We start from the raw sequence: 14901 nt of genomic DNA, 5'->3' as shown, positions 1-14901 counted from the left end.
TAATAATTCGCACTATCGGCTAGAAACACTATTCAGTCACTTCAAGTTTCTCATCCGCCAGGACGGCCCTGACCCTTCCCGGGAGCCCTCCATGACACGTGCCTGCCCGTATCAATTGTTCCCGCCGGCCAAGACCAAACAGGTGGAGGCGGGGGCAAGCTCGATTACCAGACCTTCGGCGCCAACCTGGCGGTGTTCCGCATCGAGCGGCCCACCGATGGCTTCGTCGACGGCAATGTGTTCGTCCAGGATGGCGAGCAGGTCAACAAGGGGCTTGAGCTCAGTGTGTTCGGCGAGCCGCTGCCGGGGCTGCGGTTGATGGCCGGTGGCACGCGCATGGACACCGAGCTGAAAAACACCCAGGGCGGCACGGCCGATGGCAACCACGCGGTAGGCGTGCCGACCTTCCAGCTCAATGCCAGTGTCGATTGGGATGTGCCGGGGCTGGAGGGCGTGGCGCTCAATGCGCGCATGCTGCGCACCGGCGGGCAGTACGCCAACCCGGCCAACACCCTGAGCCTGCCGACCTGGAACCGTTTCGACGTTGGCGCGCGCTATCGCTTCAAGGTGCAGGAAAAGGCGGTGACCCTGCGGGTCAACGTGGAGAACCTGACCGACAAGAACTATTGGGCGTCGGCCAATGGGGGGTATTTGACCCAGGGCGACCCGCGGCTGGTGAAGTTCTCGGGGAGCATTGATTTCTGAGGTCTAAACGGTACGTGTGTTGGCTGTGCGGGCCTCATCGCCGGCAAGCCGGCTCCCACCCCGACCGCACCGGCCTCAAGCCAGGCGCCATCCCTGTGGGAGCCAGCTTGCCGGCGATGCGGCGCGTCAGCGGCGCCGTTCCCGCCTGCGAAAGTGCTGCCCTACCAGAGCGCTACTGCCGCCGCGCCGATCACCCGGCCAAACACCGCCAGCGCCGTGTCCACGTCCGCTTCGCTGGTGTAGCGCCCGACGCTCAGGCGCACGCTGTTGCGCGCCTGGCGCTCGTCGAGGCCGAGGGCCAGCAGCACGTGGGACGCCGCATTGCTCGCCGAGTTGCACGCCGAAGTGCTCGACAGCGCCAGCTCGCCCGCCAGGGCCAGGCTGTTGAAGCCCTTGGCGTCGATGCACAGGTTGAGGGTGTGGGGAATGCGCTGCACCGCACAGCCGTTGAGCGTGACCCCGGGCATTGCCAGCAGGCCGTCGCGCAAGCGCCGGGCGAGTTGCTCCAGGCGCTGGTACTCTGCCGCGCCGGGCTGGCCGGCCAGGGCGAAAGCGCTGCCCATGCCGACGATCTGGTGGGTGGCCAGGGTGCCAGAGCGCAGGCCGCGCTCATGGCCGCCGCCGTGCATCTGCGCACGCATCGCCGGGCGGGCGCGAGGGCCGACGTAGAGGGCACCGATGCCCTTGGGACCATAGACCTTGTGTGCCGAGAACGACATCAGGTCGACCGCCTGCTGCGCCAGGTCGATCCGAACCTTGCCCACTGCCTGCGCCGCGTCCACGTGCAAAAGCGCACCGTGTTCGCGGACGATTGCCCCGATAGCGGCAAAGTCGGTCACCGTGCCCAGTTCGTTGTTCACCGCCATCAGCGATACCAGGCGGGTGTCCGGGCGCAGCGCGGCCTGGACCGCTTGGGGCTGGATCAACCCTCGGGCATCCGGGGCCAGGCGGGTCACCGCCCAGCCCAGGCGCTCCAGTTCGGCAGCGGTGTCTAGGATGGCCTTGTGCTCAAGCTGGCTGGTGATCACATGCCCCGGCTGCGCGAAGCCCTGGGCGATGCCCTTGAGCGCGAGGTTGTTCGATTCGGTGGCGCCGGAGGTCCAGACCAGCTCGTCGGGCTGCGCGCCGACCTGCACGGCCACCTGATAGCGGGAATGTTCGACGGCTTCGCGGGCCGCCTGGCCGTGGGAATGGCCGCTGGAGGCGGGGTTGCCGAAGTTCGACTCACGGCCCAGGCAGGTGAGCATGGCGGCGATGACTTGGTCATCGACCGGCGTGGTGGCGGCGTAATCGAAGTAGAGCAGGGTGCTGGGCATGATCAAGGGCGGGTCCGTGCGTGGACGCCGCCTGTCGGCATCCATGGACTCATGCTAGGGAAATGGTGATATGAATGTTTTCCAATTTTTCCAGCTTGTGGGGCTTTCAGGAAAAACTTCTACTCGCTTTTTGCTTGGATGTAGAAATATTTTCTTGGCGTATCAAAGCCACTGCCATGGCGCCTGTTTGGTAACCATCACCAGCACGATCAGGAACATCCCGGCAAACCCCACCACCCCCATCCACAGCCATGGGCGATACAGCCGCTGGTAGGCCTGGCCCAGGGCCGCGCCGCTGTCGACCGCCTGGACGGCAAGGGTGTGCAGGCGTTTTTGCAACAGCAACACCGGCAGCCACAAGGCGCCGACCGCGAAGAAGATCAGCAGCGCGGCGCGTAGCCAGTCGGCGGACCACGGCATGCCGCCCATGCTGACCATGGCGTAGCCGGTCAGCAGTTGCAGTACGCCCGCCGGCGTGGTGATCCAGGCGTCGAAGCGCACCACCATCCGCGCCACAGCGGCGATCACCCGCGGATCGCCGCTGCGATTGGCGGCAATCAGGTACAGGTACGAGCCCATGCCGAAGCCGAAGAGAAATACCGCGGCGATGATGTGCAGGTACTTGAGCAGCAGGTAGCTCATCTCAGGCGCGCCTGCGCTGCAAGCCGACGCTGTAGCGCACCTTGTCCGGCTCGCCGATGGCCGCCAGGTACTGTTCGACGCTGATCTCGCCGACGCAGGGGCGGGCGCCCGGTTCAGGCTGGTAGCCTGCGACGACCCTGGCGATCAGCGCCACCGCCGCGCAGCTGGGAATCTCCGGGCCCTTGTCGTCGCTGGCGCTGACCTGGGCCTGCAGGCGCAGTGGCTGCCCTTGCGGGTCCAGCCCGCGGACATCCAGGTACATCGCGCTCTTGCCATCGCCCCAGCGTTCGAAGCGGCTGCCCAGCCGATGCAGGCGTCGCGCCCAAGGTAGCGGGTCACGCACCAGGCCCAGCTTGACCAGCCGCGCCAGTGTCGCGTTGGCCAGGCCGCCGAGCATCAGCCCGGAGCCGGCCTTGAATGCCAGGTCACGGGCGCCATAGCGTTGGGCGAAGATGTCCATGTCCGGCACGTCGACGTTGTGCAGCAGGCGCCAGCCCAGGCCCGGCAGATGGCGCAGCTGCAGGCCGAGCCAACCGTCGACGCTGCACGGGCGGCCGTCGCGCCACTGGCGGATCGGCCGGCCGGCATAGGCCAGCACGCCTTCGATGGTGGACAAGCCGGGCATCTTCGCCGACGACGAAATGCCGTGCTCGATGCGGTCGATGCGGCCGAAGTGATGGCGCTGCTCGTCGAGAATCGCCGACGACAGGCTCGGCACCGAACTGCAGCCACTGAGCAGGGTGACCTGGGCCTCGCGGGCACGTTCGTTCAGTTGGGCGATACCATTGACGAACAGCCGGCAGTCGGACAGGTCGCAATAGTGGCTGCCGGCTTCGATGCAGGCTTCGGCCACGCGGTAGGGCTGGCCCTGGAAGGGGCCGCCGGTGTGGATCACCCAGTCGATGCGCAGGTCGCGTAGGGCTTGGGCGAAGCCTGGGGCCATGGCGTCGCCGCACCAGCCTTCGCTGCCGTTCAACCGTGCGGCCAGTTGCGAGAGGCTGTCGGCATTGCGGCCGGCGATCACCAGTTGCACGGCGGGCATCTGGTTCAGGTGGCGGCAGATGATACGGCCGAAGTTGCCGTAGGCGCCGATCACCAGGATTCGGGGAGACATGCTGGGGTCCTTGTGCATGTGTCGGGGGAACGCGGGGCCGCCCTGCGGCCCATCGCCGGCAAGCCGGCTCCCACAGGTGCTGTGCAGTCGTCACCCTGTGGGAGCCGGCTTGCCGGCGATGGGCTGCAAAGCAGCCCCGGTGTGGTCAGGCGTCGTAGCCGAGGTTCGGCGCCAGCCAGCGCTCGCTCACGGCAATGTCCTGGCCCTTACGTGCGCTGTACTGCTCGATCTGGTCCTTGTCGACCTTGCCCACGGCGAAGTATTGCGCCTGCGGGTGGGCGAAGTACCAGCCGCTGACCGCCGCCGCCGGGAACATGGCGAAGTGCTCGGTGAGGAACACGCCGCTGGGGCCGGTCTCGCCGATCGCGGTGCCGTCGAGCAGGCGGAACAGGGTTTCCTTCTCGGTGTGGTCCGGACAGGCCGGGTAGCCAGGCGCCGGGCGGATGCCGCTGTACTGCTCCTTGATCAGCGCCTCGTTGTCCAGGTGCTCGTCCTTGGCATAGCCCCAGTGCTCCTTGCGCACCTGTTCGTGCAGCCACTCGGCGCAGGCCTCGGCCAGGCGGTCGGCCAGGGCCTTGACCATGATCGAGCTGTAGTCGTCGCCCTTGTCCTGATAGGCCTTGGCCACTTCCTCGGCGCCGATGCCGGCGGTGGTGATGAAACCGCCGACATAGTCGGTCACGCCGCTGGCCTTGGGCGCGACGAAGTCGGCCAGCGACCAGTTCGGCTTGCCGTCGGGCTTGATGGTCTGCTGGCGCAGGTGGTGCAGGGTGGCCAGGGTCTCGCCGGCGTCGCCGTACACCTCGATATCGTCATCGGCCACCTGGTTGGCCGGCCAGAAGCCGAACACCGCGCGGGCGCTGATCAGTTGCTCGTCGATCAGCTTGTCGAGCATCTCGCGGGCGTCCTTGTACAGCGCGGTGGCGGCCTCGCCGACCACTTCGTCGGTGAGGATGCGCGGGAACTTGCCGGCCAGGTCCCAGGAGATGAAGAACGGCGTCCAGTCGATGTACTCGGCCAGGGTGCGCAGGTCGATGTTCTCCAGCACCTTGACGCCGGTGAAGGCGGGCACTGCGGCCTGGTAGGCGGCCCAGTCGTACTGCGGCTTGGCGGCGATAGCCTGGGCGTAGCTCAGGCGCTCGGTGCGGGCGCTGCGGTTGGCGGTGCGCTCACGCACCTCGACGTATTCCTGGCGGGTCTTCTCGACGAAACCGCTCTTGAGTTCCTTGGACAGCAGCTGGGTGGCCACGCCCACCGCGCGCGAGGCGTCGGTAACGTAGATCACCGCATCGTTGGAGTACTTGGGTTCGATCTTCACCGCCGTGTGCGCCTTGGAGGTGGTCGCGCCGCCGATCATCAGCGGCAGGTGGAAGTCCTGGCGCTGCATCTCGCGGGCGACATGGACCATCTCGTCCAGCGACGGGGTGATCAGCCCGGACAGGCCGATGATGTCGCACTTCTGCTCGCGGGCGGTCTGCAGGATCTTCTCGGCCGGGACCATCACGCCCATGTCGACGATGTCGTAGCCGTTGCAACCGAGCACCACGCCGACGATGTTCTTGCCGATGTCGTGCACGTCACCCTTGACCGTGGCCATGAGGATCTTGCCCTTGGCTTCGGGCTTGTCGCCTTTCTCGGCCTCGATGAACGGGATCAGGTGGGCCACGGCCTGCTTCATGACGCGGGCCGACTTGACCACCTGGGGCAGGAACATCTTGCCGGCGCCGAACAGGTCGCCGACCACGTTCATGCCGCTCATCAGCGGGCCTTCGATGACTTCGATGGGGCGCGCCGACTGCTGGCGGCACTCTTCGGTATCTTCGACGATGTAGGCGGTGATGCCCTTGACCAGCGCATGCTCGAGGCGCTTGTCGACCGGCATCGAGCGCCATTCTTCGTTCTCGACTTCCTTGGTGGCGCCGCCGCCCTTGTAGTCATCGGCGATGGCCAGCAGGGCGTCGGTGCCGTGCGGGGTGCGGTTAAGCACCACGTCCTCGACCTTTTCGCGCAGGGCGGCGGGGATCTCGTCGTAGATCTCCAGCTGGCCGGCGTTGACGATACCCATGGTCAGGCCGTTCTTGATCGCGTGGTAGAGGAACACCGAGTGGATCGCCTCGCGCACCGGGTTGTTGCCGCGGAACGAGAACGACACGTTGGACACGCCGCCCGAGCTCAGGGCATACGGCAGGTGGTCGCGGATGTAGGCGCAGGCCTCGATGAAGTCGACGGCGTAGTTGTTGTGCTCCTCGATGCCGGTGGCGACGGCGAAGATGTTCGGGTCGAAGATGATGTCTTCCGGCGGGAAGCCGACTTCGTTGACCAGGATGTCATAGCTGCGCTGGCAGATCTCGCGCTTGCGCGCGGCGGTGTCGGCCTGGCCGACCTCGTCGAAGGCCATCACCACCACGGCGGCGCCGTAGCGTTTGCACAGGCGGGCGTGGTGCTTGAACTGCTCGACGCCTTCCTTCATCGAGATCGAGTTGACGATGCCCTTGCCCTGGATGCACTTCAGGCCCGCCTCGATCACCTCCCACTTGGAGGAGTCGATCATGATCGGCACCCGGGAGATGTCCGGCTCGCCGGCGATCAGGTTGAGGAAGCGGACCATGGCGGCCTGGGAGTCGAGCATCCCTTCGTCCATGTTGATGTCGATCACCTGGGCGCCGGCCTCGACCTGCTGCAGGGCGACTTCCAGTGCCTCGGTGTAGTTTTCCTCGCGGATCAGCCGGGCGAACTTGGCGGAGCCGGTGATGTTGGTGCGCTCGCCGACGTTGACGAACAGCGACTGGCGATCGATGGTGAACGGCTCGAGGCCCGACAGGCGGCAGGCCTTGGGGATGTCCGGGATCGCCCGTGGTTTGTACTTGGCCACGGCCTCGGCGATGGCCTGGATGTGCGGCGGGGTGGTGCCGCAGCAGCCGCCGATGATGTTGAGGAAGCCGCTGGCGGCGAACTCCTCGACCACCGCGGCCATCTCGGCCGGGGTCTCGTCGTACTCGCCGAAGGCGTTGGGCAGGCCGGCGTTGGGGTGGGCGGAGACGTGGGTGCCGGCCTTGGTCGACAGCTCTTCGAGGTACGGGCGCAGGTCCTTGGCGCCGAGGGCGCAGTTCAGGCCCACGGAAATCGGGTTGGCGTGGCGTACCGAGTTCCAGAACGCCTCGGTGGTCTGGCCCGACAGGGTGCGGCCGGAGGCGTCGGTGATGGTGCCGGAGATCATGATCGGCAGTTCGATGCCGTCGTCCTCGAACACCTGCTGCACGGCGAAGATCGCCGCCTTGGCGTTGAGGGTGTCGAAGATGGTCTCGATCAGGATCAGGTCGGCGCCGCCCTCGATCAGGCCACGGGTGGCCTCGATGTAGTTTTCCACCAGTTCGTCGAAGGTGACGTTGCGGTAGCCGGGATCGTTGACGTCGGGGGAGATCGAGCAGGTGCGGCTGGTCGGGCCGAGCACGCCGGCGACGAAGCGCGGCTTGTCCGGGGTCTCCAGGGTCTTGGCGTCGGCCACCTGGCGAGCGATGCGCGCGCCTTCGACGTTGAGCTCGTAGACCAGTGCCTCCATGCCGTAGTCGGCCTGGGAAATCTGCGTGGCGTTGAAGGTGTTGGTCTCGAGAATATCGGCGCCGGCGTCCAGGTAGGCTTTCTCGATCGCGGCGATCACATCGGGGCGGCTGAGCAGCAAAAGATCGTTGTTGCCTTTGACATCGCTTGGCCAATCGGCAAAGCGCGTGCCACGATAGTCGTGTTCCTCGAGGCGGTAACTCTGGATCATAGTACCCATGCCGCCGTCGAGGATCAGGATGCGCTCTTTGAGTGCGTTCTGGAGTGCTTGTAAACGAGCGCTGCGGTCGGACATAGGACTACCTGGTCGGGCAAATAACAGAAGGTGCCGAATAATAACAAAGCTGCACGGATTTTAGGCGTATCGCCCATTCGCATGAATTTCCCTCATGTTAGCGCGACGCCCCCAACACCTCAGGACCCGCCAGGCACATCGTGATGGCTTCAAGTAACCAGGACATTCGGCACATGCTGCATCGCATACTTGCCAGCGCCTTCGCCTTGCTCATCAGTGGCGCGGCGTTCGGGCAGGCCCCCCAATCGAGCCCTACGATTTCATACACCCGGGATATCCAACCGATCTTCACCGAGAAGTGCGTGGCCTGCCACGCCTGCAACGATGCTGCCTGCCAGCTCAACCTGGGCAGCGCCGAGGGCGCCGAGCGCGGCGCCTCGAAGGTGCCGGTCTACCAGGGCGAGCGCAGCCAGGCGGTACCCACCACGCGGCTGTTCTACGATGCCCGCGACGAAGCGGGCTGGCGCAAGCAGGGCTTCTACTCGGTGCTGGACAAGCAGGGCAGCCAGGCGGCGCTGATGGCGCGCATGCTCGAACTGGGCCACAAGACTCCGCTCACGCCCAACGCCAAGCTGCCCGAAGAGATCGTGCTGGGGCTTAACCGCAACAACATGTGCCCGTTGCCGCATGAATTCGACGCCTATGCCGGCGCCCATCCCAAGGAGGGCATGCCCCTGGCGGTCACCGGCCTGACCGACCAGGAGTACCAGACCCTGCAGCGCTGGCTGGCCGCTGGCGCGCCAGTGGAGAAGACGCCGATCCAGCCCAGCGCGGCAGAGGTGAAACAGATCGCCGACTGGGAAGAATTGCTCAATCGTCCCGGCTCGACCGAGGCGCTGGTCGGCCGTTGGCTGTACGAGCACCTGTTCCTCGCGCACATCCATTTCGTCGGCGGCGAGCAGGGCCATTTCTTCCAGTGGGTGCGCTCGCGCACGCCGAGTGGCCAGCCGGTGGACCTGATCGCCACCCGCCGCCCCAACGACCCGCCGGGCACCGATTTCTACTATCGGTTGATCCCGGTGCAGGGCGTGATCGTGCACAAGACCCACATCACCTACCCGATGGGGCCGCAGAAGCTCAAGCGGGTCAAGCAGCTGTTCTACAGCGGCGACTGGCACGCCAGCGCACTGCCGGGCTATGGGCCACGGCACCGGTCCAACCCGTTCGAGACCTTCGAGGCGATCCCGGCGGTGGCCCGCTACCAGTTCATGCTGGACAACGCCGAGTACTTCGTCCGTACCTTCATCCGTGGCCCGGTGTGCCGCGGGCAGATCGCCACCGACGTGATCCGCGACAATTTCTGGGCGCTGTTCCAGGAGCCGGCCCACGACCTGTACATCACCGACGCCCAGTACCGTGGCGAAGCTACGCCGCTGCTGGCCATGCCAGGGCAGATCGATGACGTGGGCAGCGTGCTGAGTCTGTGGCACGCCTACCGCGACAAGCGCAACGAGTACGAAGCCCTGCGCCGTGAAGCCTATGCCGAACAGCCGGCGCCAAGCTGGTCGACGCTGTGGGCGGGCAACGACAACGCGTTGCTGAGCATCTTCCGCCACTTCGACAGCGCCTCGGTGACCAAGGGCCTGATCGGTGACGTGCCGCTGACCATGTGGCTGTTCGACTACCCGCTGTTCGAGCGCACCTACTATCAGCTGGCGGTCAACTTCGACGTGTTCGGCAACGTCTCGCACCAGTTGCAGACGCGGTTGTACTTCGACCTGATCCGCAACGGCGCCGAGGTCAACTTCCTGCGCCTGATGCCGGCCGGCAAGCGCGGCGAGATCCTCGGCGACTGGTACCAGAACAGCGGCAAGGTGAAGATGTGGATGGACTACGAGGACATCGACACCAGCACTCCGAGCGCGCTGAAACTGGACAAGCACGATCCCAAGCGTGACTTCGGCCTCAAGCTGCTGCAACGCACGGGCAGCCTGAACGCCGCCCCGGACCCGATCAACCGCTGCCAGGGCGCCTATTGCTCGCGGCCCGGCCTGTCCGCGGAGTTCCGTGACGCCGAGCAGTCGCTGAGCCGCCTGGTGTCGCGCCCGGCGGCGGGGCTCAAGGTGATCGGCCAACTGCCCGAGGCGAGCATGCTGCGCATCGAAGGGCAGGGCGGCCAGCGCCAGGTCTACAGCCTGCTGCGCAACCGCGCCCACAGCAACGTGGCGTTCCTGCTTGGCGAGGCCTACCGCTACCAGCCGGGGCTGGACACCCTGACCCTGTATCCGGGCGTGCTCAGCAGCTACCCCAACTTCATCTTCAATATCCCGACGGCCGATGTGCCGGAGTTCGTCGAAGACATGGAGGCGGCGCGTGACGACACCGACAAGTTCGAACGCATCGTCATGCGCTGGGGCGTGCGCCGCAGCCATCCTGAGTTCTGGCACTACTTCCATGACCTGAACAGCTACATCAAGCAGACCCAGCCGGTGGAGGCAGGGGTGCTGGACATGAACCGCTACGAGAACCTCTGATCGGTTGGCCGGGACTTTCCCGGCATCCTGCGGTCGGAATCGGTAGGTAGGCCCTGGGCTGCTCTGCAGCCCACCGCCGGCAAGCCGGCTCCCACAGAAGTGCGCGAACCCTGTGGGAGCCGGCTTGCCGGCGAAACGAGCGCGAAGCGCTCGCCGGGCCTCAATGCACCGCCGATCACAGGATATTTCATGCTGTATTCGCTTCAGGCACTCCGGGCATTCGCCGCCTGGGTGGTGGTCTGCCACCACTTCATGCAGATCTTCTTCGACTTCCACGCCACGGGCCCCGTCGGCCAACTGCTCGCCGACCGCGGCGCGGCAGGGGTGGACATCTTCTTCGTCATCAGTGGCCTGGTGATCTACCTGTCAACCCGCGACAAGGCCATCGCCCCCGGGCAGTTCCTGCTCAACCGTGCCTTGCGCATCGTGCCCGCCTACTGGTTCTACAGCCTGCTGATGGCCGTGCTGATGCTGGTCGCCAGCCACTGGATGCCGCACCAGGTGTTCGAGTGGCAGCACCTGCTGCTGTCGCTGCTGTTCATTCCGGCGGAAAACCCCGGTGGCTACGGGTTGTATCCGACGCTCAATGTCGGCTGGACGCTGAACTTCGAGATGTTTTTCTACCTGCTGTTCGGCCTGGCCTTCCTGGTGCGCCAGCGTCATCACCTGTTGCTGGTGACGGCGGCATTGCTGCTGGTAAGCGAAGTGCTGGGGCGCCTGGGTGTGCTCAGCCGCTTCTACAACAACGACATCGTCTACGAGTTCCTGCTGGGCATCGGCCTGGGCGTGCTGTACCGCCGCGGGCTGATCCGCGAAGGCCTGTGGTTGCCGCTGGGCCTGCTCGGCCTTGCAGGGTTCGCGCTCTATCATCTCGACGCTTCGCAGCGCCTGTTGCACTGGGGCCTGCCGAGCGCCCTGGTGGTGCTGGCGTTCATTGCCCTGGAGCCGTACTTCAAGGGCAACCAGGTGCTCAAGGCGCTCGGCGACTGTTCCTACTCGGTGTACCTGGTGCACGTGCTGGTGCTGTACGGCGGCCTGTTCATCAGCGAGTGGTTGCGCCTGAACCCTTACCTGGTGTTCGCCTTGTGCGTACCGTCAATCGGACTAATGTCGTGGCTCAGCTACCAATGGCTGGAACGTGGCCTGTATTGGCGGCTCAAGGGCTGGTTGGCCGCCAGTGCGGCGCGGGAACCGGCGTTGGCGCTATCCCGAGTCAAATGCTAGGACTTTGTTACCCGGCCGGGTTGGCGTACACTGCCGGCAAGTCTGTGAGGAACTTCCATGAGCGCTATAACCATTACCGACGCCGCCCATGATTACCTGGCCGATCTGCTCTCCAAGCAGAACACGCCTGGCATCGGCATCCGTATTTTCATTACCCAGCCGGGCACTACCTACGCCGAGACCTGCATTGCCTACTGCAAGCCGGGCGAGGAGAAGCCCGACGACCAGCCGGTGGGCCTGAAGAGCTTCACCGCCTACCTCGATGCGGTCAGCGTGCCGTTCCTGGAGGACGCGCTGGTCGACTACGCCACCGACCGCATGGGCGGCCAGCTGACCATCAAGGCGCCGAACGCCAAGGTGCCGATGGTCAACGAGGACAGCCCGATCAACGAGCGCATCAACTACTACCTGCAGACCGAGATCAACCCGGGCCTGGCCAGCCACGGCGGCGCCGTGAGCCTGGTGGACGTGGTCGACGACGGCATTGCCGTGCTGCAGTTCGGCGGTGGTTGCCAGGGTTGCGGCCAGGCCGACGTGACCCTGAAGGAAGGCATCGAGCGCACCCTGCTCGAGCGTATTCCCGAGCTCAAGGGCGTGCGCGACGTGACTGACCACAGCCAGAAGGAAAACGCGTACTACTGATCGCCAGTGGTGACGCCATCGCGGGGCAAGCCCGCTCCCACGCCTGGCAGCAGCTGCATCCAGGCGTGGGAGCGGGCTTGCCCCGCGATGCTTTTCAGGCTTTGTGCATTGATCCTTAGCAACAAAGTGTTACGGATTCAACCCCTGCGACAACCGGTCGCGCCCCGTATTCAAAGGGCTGCAGCCCGATCAGCCGGATGTCGGGTGGATGGTGCGGGGGTGGCGTGACAGAATGCCCCGGTTTTCTGGCCGGCCCATCCCAGGGGTCGGCACCTTCCCTGTAAAGGATGGTTCCATGAATGATCTGTTGACCCGGCGCGCGGTTGTCGCCGGGATGGGCGTACTGGGGCTTGGCCTGTTGGCGGGCTGCAGCCCGGCCAGGGGCCTGGACTTCAAGTACGGCAAGAACATGAGCAACGAGATCCTCGGGCGCAAGTTCAAGCTCAAGGACCCGCAAGGCAACGAGCGCACCTTGTCGAGCTTCTACGGCTCGATGCCGATGATCTTCTTCGGCTTCACCCAGTGCCCGGCCGTCTGCCCGACCGCCATGGCGCGTGTGGCGCAGATCCGCAAGATCCTGCGTGGCCGCGACCGCGACCTGTTCCAGCCGGTGTTCATCACCCTGGACCCGGAGCGCGACACCCCCGAGGTGCTCGATGCCTACGTCAAGGCCTTCGACCCGTCGATCGTCGCCCTGACCGGTACCCCCGAGGAAATCGACGCGGTGGCCCGTGAATTCAAGGTGTTCTACGAGAAAGTCCCGGCCGGCGATACCTACACCATCTCTCACTCGTCCACCAGCTACGTCTACGATACCCGTGGCACCCTGCGCCTGAGCCTGGGCCATTCCCTGAACGCCCAGGAATGCGCCGAAGACCTGGTCACCCTGATGGAGATCTGCTGAATGTCGATGCAACCGATCAAGCGCGGCCTGGCCGCCCTGGCACTGATGAGCCTGGCCCTGCCGGCCCTGGCCCAGACCACCGTAAGCGACGCCTGGGTACGCGCCAGCGTGCCGCACCAGCATGCCACCGGGGCCTTCATGACCCTGACCGCCAGCAGCGACAGCAAGCTGGTCAGCGTCGCCTCGCCCGTGGCCAAGACCGTGCAGGTGCACGAGATGACCATGAACGGCGACGTGATGGGCATGCGTGAGGTGAAGGCGGTGGAGTTGCCGGCCGGCAAGGCGGTGAAGCTGGACCCGAACGGCTTCCACGTGATGTTGATGGGCCTGAACCAGCAGGTGAAGGAGGGTGAGCAGGTGCCGCTGACCCTGACCATCGAGGATGCCAAGGGCGCGAAGGAAACCCTGCAGGTGCAGGCTCCGGTGCGTGCGCTCAACGCCGAGGCCGGCGCTGGCCACGACCATATGCACATGAACCACTGAACAAGTAGGGGGCGCTAGGCGCCCCTTTCGCTGGCAAGCCACCGAAGGACTGCAAGTCAGCCCCCTGCTTGATTTCTGACCGGCGCTACCTCAAAACCTTGCCTGTAGGTCAACTGCGGAATCTGGGCAGCGGCCGTTCGATGTTCAGCGAGGTCAGCGTCTTGCGCACCTGGGCGTCTTCGGCCTCGAGTGCCTTGAGGCTGGCGCGGATCTTGCCGGCGGCGGGCACGTCGCCCTGGCGGTCGATCCAGTCGGCGATCTCCTTGCAGGCGCTGCTCAGGCAGGCTTGGCGCTGGCTCATCAGCGACAGGAGCGTGGTGATTTCTCGTTCGGACATGGCGGGTTCCTCCGTTCAGCCTTGTGAGTGTAGCAGCGGCTGGATCCGACGGTGTCAGCCGCGCAGATAGCGCAAATAGCCCAGGCTCAGCGCGCAGATGGCGAGCGCGATCAGCAGCAACCCAGGCGCCAGTATCTGCAGCATGCCGACCAGCAGCAGCCCCGCGCCGATCTGCAGGTAATACAGCAGGCCGAACAAAGCTGCCGCCGTACCCCGGCAATCGGCGTAGGCCACCAGTGCCGAGCCGAGCAGCAAGGGGATGGCCATGGCGAACGCGACCATCACCAGGGCCATTGGCGCGACGATCCACGGTGATTCACCGATCGCCGTCATGCCCAGCGCGCCGAGCACGAGCAGCAGCGCGGCACCCTTCATCAGGGTGGCGGCCGCGACTGCGCGCCCCAGCAGCAGGGCATTGAGCCTCGCGCCAGCCAGCGAGCCGAGGGCCAGGGCCACGCCCGAATAGCCCATCCACTGTGCCTGACCCAGGCGTTCGAAGACGAACGGCGCCAAGCTGTACCAGGCGAACACGGCGATATTGAACAAGGCCACCAGCGCACTGGCCAGCAGCACCCGGCGGTCCGCCAGCAGGCGCATCAGCACCTGGCGCAACGGTGTCAGTGCGGGCGCGGCGGCCTGGGTCTCGGGCATCGCCTGCCAGCCCCAGGCCAGCAATGCCGATGCCAGGCTCAGCTGTGCGGCCAGCACGCCGCGATAGCCGAACGCCTGATCCAACCAGCCGCCACCGAGCATGCCCAGTGCGGGGCTGATGGCCAGGCACGCGCCGATCAGGGAGAACACCCGGGCCAGTTCCGCGCCGTCGTAGCGGTCGCGCAATGCGGTCTGGGTCACCACCGAACCGACCGCGACGGCGAAAGCGGCGACCATCCGCGCTGCCAGCAACTGGCTGAAATCGCTGGCCAGCAGTGCCGCCAGCGCCGCCAGGGCGTACAGCGCAAGGCCCGCGAGCATGGTCGGCCGCCGGCCCTTGATATCGCACAACCGACCCCAGAACAGCACGCCGACCGCGAAGGCGACGAAGTACAACGACAGGGTCAACGAGGCATCCGCAGCGGAAACCGCGAAGCCTTCGGCCAGCGATACGAGTGCCGGGCTGTAAAGGGTTTCGGCTATTTGCGGGAACATGAGCATGGCAGTGGTGAAAGCCAGCCACCAACGATTTTGCATGGGCTTGTCCTCTGCAGTT

At 65.6% G+C, this 14901-nt stretch carries 11 protein-coding genes and 1 pseudogene; 6 read left to right on the top strand and 6 right to left on the bottom strand.

Features of this window, described 5'->3' with window-relative positions; translation table 11 throughout:
• Window positions 1–112: 112 nt before the first annotated feature.
• Window positions 113–705: pseudogene (locus LOY42_RS14620) on the top strand (TonB-dependent receptor); the annotation flags it as partial.
• A 161-nt stretch (window positions 706–866) separates the two neighbouring features.
• On the opposite strand, the gene LOY42_RS14615 reads toward LOY42_RS14620, so the two are convergent.
• From LOY42_RS14615 to metH, 4 genes are all read right to left on the bottom strand, one after another.
• Window positions 867–2021: a cysteine desulfurase family protein gene (locus LOY42_RS14615; RefSeq protein ID WP_258598057.1), complete on the bottom strand. Its 1155-nt coding sequence runs from the start codon at window positions 2019–2021 to the stop codon at window positions 867–869.
• 162 nt (window positions 2022–2183) lie between these two features.
• Window positions 2184–2663 (bottom strand): DUF2269 domain-containing protein, encoded by a 480-nt coding sequence (locus LOY42_RS14610; protein WP_139670886.1) that lies wholly within the window; start codon window positions 2661–2663, stop codon window positions 2184–2186.
• A gap of 1 nt (window position 2664) precedes the next feature.
• Window positions 2665–3777, bottom strand: a complete 1113-nt coding sequence (locus LOY42_RS14605; RefSeq protein ID WP_258598055.1) for a saccharopine dehydrogenase family protein — start codon at window positions 3775–3777, stop codon at window positions 2665–2667.
• A 145-nt stretch (window positions 3778–3922) separates the two neighbouring features.
• Window positions 3923–7630, bottom strand: coding sequence for a methionine synthase (gene metH / locus LOY42_RS14600; protein ID WP_111532389.1), 3708 nt, complete (start codon window positions 7628–7630; stop codon window positions 3923–3925).
• A 173-nt stretch (window positions 7631–7803) separates the two neighbouring features.
• Here metH and LOY42_RS14595 point away from each other — a divergent pair, with 173 nt between their 5' ends.
• The 5 genes from LOY42_RS14595 to LOY42_RS14575 all read left to right on the top strand — a co-directional run bounded on the left by LOY42_RS14595 (window position 7804) and on the right by LOY42_RS14575 (window position 13357).
• The gene (locus LOY42_RS14595) at window positions 7804–10104 is read left to right on the top strand and encodes a fatty acid cis/trans isomerase (protein WP_102684609.1); all 2301 of its coding nucleotides are present in this window, start codon (window positions 7804–7806) and stop codon (window positions 10102–10104) included.
• 189 nt (window positions 10105–10293) lie between these two features.
• Window positions 10294–11328, top strand: a complete 1035-nt coding sequence (locus LOY42_RS14590) for an acyltransferase (protein WP_139670890.1) — start codon at window positions 10294–10296, stop codon at window positions 11326–11328.
• A gap of 57 nt (window positions 11329–11385) precedes the next feature.
• Complete coding sequence (nfuA, locus tag LOY42_RS14585) at window positions 11386–11970, top strand: Fe-S biogenesis protein NfuA (protein WP_023630602.1); 585 nt, start codon at window positions 11386–11388, stop codon at window positions 11968–11970.
• Window positions 11971–12265: 295 nt separating this feature from the next.
• Window positions 12266–12874: an SCO family protein gene (locus tag LOY42_RS14580; protein ID WP_031315095.1), complete on the top strand. Its 609-nt coding sequence runs from the start codon at window positions 12266–12268 to the stop codon at window positions 12872–12874.
• On the top strand, window positions 12875–13357 hold the full coding sequence (locus tag LOY42_RS14575) for a copper chaperone PCu(A)C (RefSeq protein ID WP_038705971.1): 483 nt from the start codon (window positions 12875–12877) through the stop codon (window positions 13355–13357). It abuts the gene before it with no gap.
• Between the two features lie 109 nt (window positions 13358–13466).
• Here the strand turns inward: LOY42_RS14575 and LOY42_RS14570 are convergent, their stop codons facing one another.
• Window positions 13467–13694: a hypothetical protein gene (locus LOY42_RS14570; protein WP_023630605.1), complete on the bottom strand. Its 228-nt coding sequence runs from the start codon at window positions 13692–13694 to the stop codon at window positions 13467–13469.
• 54 nt (window positions 13695–13748) lie between these two features.
• Window positions 13749–14882 (bottom strand): MFS transporter, encoded by a 1134-nt coding sequence (locus LOY42_RS14565; RefSeq protein ID WP_139670892.1) that lies wholly within the window; start codon window positions 14880–14882, stop codon window positions 13749–13751.
• Window positions 14883–14901: the final 19 nt, after the last annotated feature.

Origin of the sequence: Pseudomonas sp. B21-023 (assembly GCF_024749165.1) — a bacterium.
Taxonomy (GTDB): domain Bacteria; phylum Pseudomonadota; class Gammaproteobacteria; order Pseudomonadales; family Pseudomonadaceae; genus Aquipseudomonas.
Note: the sequence above shows the minus strand (reverse complement) of the source record. Positions and strands in the feature narration are given on the sequence as shown.